Origin of the sequence: Methylobacterium sp. J-030 (assembly GCF_022829545.1) — a bacterium.
Classification (GTDB): domain Bacteria; phylum Pseudomonadota; class Alphaproteobacteria; order Rhizobiales; family Beijerinckiaceae; genus Methylobacterium.
This window is the reverse complement of sequence record NZ_JAKSYM010000388.1, coordinates 1-332: the sequence shown is the minus strand read 5'-3', so window position 1 is coordinate 332 and position 332 is coordinate 1. Positions and strand designations below refer to the sequence as shown.

The following is a 332-nucleotide window of genomic DNA, read 5'->3' as shown; positions in this document are numbered from 1 at the left end:
CGGCCAACGCGCGACGAAGAGCAACCTGCGGGTCGAGCTCTACGATCGGATCAACCGCGTGCCGCTGACACGTCTTGAGGACGGCGGCACAAAGCAAGCGAAGTCTGGGATGATCGCCAACCCGACGAAGGCGATCCGGCGTGGCTCGAACGGCGCGGCCCCGAGCACCGCTTCTTCTACCCTAGCGACTGGGTGCAGCTCTCGGCCGTGAGCCGGTTCGGCCGGGCGAGAGGCTGCTGCGAGGGCTGCGGGCGGCCGCATGGACGGATGGTCTACCACCTCGGCGACGGCCGCTGGTGGGACGCGGACACCGGCCGGTGGCGCGACGGCTG

1 protein-coding gene is annotated in these 332 nt (G+C 70.2%); it reads left to right on the top strand.

Annotated elements, in window-relative coordinates; all coding sequences use genetic code 11:
• Nucleotides 1-211: hypothetical protein (locus tag MKK75_RS31390; RefSeq protein ID WP_244046388.1), on the top strand; the 211-nt coding region annotated here is incomplete at its 5' end.
• Between the last annotated feature and the right edge of the window lie 121 nt (nt 212-332).